Source organism: Cupriavidus sp. 2SB, assembly GCF_005503625.1.
In the GTDB taxonomy this organism is placed as follows: Bacteria; Pseudomonadota; Gammaproteobacteria; order Burkholderiales; family Burkholderiaceae; genus Cupriavidus.
Window position 1 is genome coordinate 1 of the sequence record NZ_SCMX01000169.1, and the last position, 1,454, is coordinate 1,454.

At 58.9% G+C, this 1,454-nt stretch carries 1 protein-coding gene; it reads right to left on the reverse strand.

Features of this window, described 5'->3' with window-relative positions; all coding sequences use genetic code 11:
- Nucleotides 1-8: 8 nt before the first annotated feature.
- Nucleotides 9-1,385, reverse strand: a complete 1,377-nt coding sequence (locus FFS21_RS31865; protein WP_137928649.1) for an IS30 family transposase — start codon at nucleotides 1,383-1,385, stop codon at nucleotides 9-11.
- Nucleotides 1,386-1,454: the final 69 nt, after the last annotated feature.

The following is a 1,454-nucleotide window of genomic DNA, read 5'->3' on the forward strand; positions in this document are numbered from 1 at the left end:
GGGCGGATTCAACCGGTCGTCGCAACACCAGATTGTTGAGCAGATTTTAGATACTCTTCCAGGGCTTCTGCGGGTGTCTTCCAACCAAGCGTCTTGCGCGGCCTAGTATTCAGTGCATTGGCAACGGCTTGGATATCTCGAGCGCTCCACCGTGATAGGTCGGTGCCTTTCGGGAAGTACTGTCGCAGGAGCCCGTTCGTGTTCTCGTTCGTGCCACGCTGCCATGGACTGTGCGGGTCGGCGAAGAATACCTGCACTCCGGATTCAACGGTAAAGCGAGCATGATCGGAGAGTTCCTTGCCACGATCCCAAGTCAATGATCGCCACAACTGGCGAGGCAAGTCCACTACAGTCCTCTTCAGTGCATTTGCCATCGTGACAGCTCCGTAGCCGGCCAGCGCAGGGCCATTCTTCGTCCTGGGGATTAGTCCGTAACCCTCCTCTCGAGGCAGGTGAACAAGCATAGTGAATCGGCTTGATCGTTCGACCAGCGTCCCGATTGCGGAGCGGTTCAGGCCGATGATCAGGTCACCTTCCCAATGCCCCGGCACAGCACGATCCTCCGCTTCTGCAGGACGGCTGGAGATCATCACATCCTCGCTAACGTGCGCCCAGGTCTTGGCTTGTGCCCGGCCTCTCGGTACGCGCAATGCCCGCCCGGTGCGCAGGCAACTGACCAGTTCGCGCTTGAGAGCGCCTCGGCCTTGGATATAGAGAGCTTGGTAAATGGCTTCGTGAGAGATGCGCATGGATTCCTCATCCGGGAAGTCAATCTGCAGCCGGTTGGAAATCTGTTCGGGCGACCAGCCATGGACCCATTTACGGTCACCTCGATGCGGTTTGTTTCTCCCTTTGAACTGCGATGGCAGAGGCCCAGAGATCTCGCCCCCATCCGAAGCACGTACCTTGCCCTCCAAACGCTCTTGCACATAGCGGCGCAGCTGCGGGTTGGCTACCAGTTTCGACGGCTTGGGTCTTTTGGCAACCAGTTCCGCCTTCCACTGTGCAACCGACGCCCGATACTCGAGCTTGCCGCCACGAGTCGCGGCGTTACGCTTCAGTTCCCGCGAGACCGTTGACGGGCTACGTCCGATCCGGCGCGCGATCTCGCGTATTCCAATGCCTTGCAGCGAAAGTAACCCAATCTCTTCTCGCTCCTGGAACGACAAGTACCTACCGGATATGGGGATCGACATAAATAGTGGCATGCCGCCACTATGCCGGAACCATCGCGTGCCTACTGCCTGCGACACGCCAACCGCCTCTGCAGCCTTCTCACTGGTAACCCCTGTCGCGATTTGCTCCCAAAATCGCCGCTCGGTCTCACGCCGATGCGATGGTGCACCTGGCGACCGCATCACTCCTCGGCCTGTCAGCTTCTGCATCCATCCCGCTGGTCGTCCCATAAACACCTCCTTGGTGAAAGGTGTTGCGACGACCGGTTGAATCCGCCC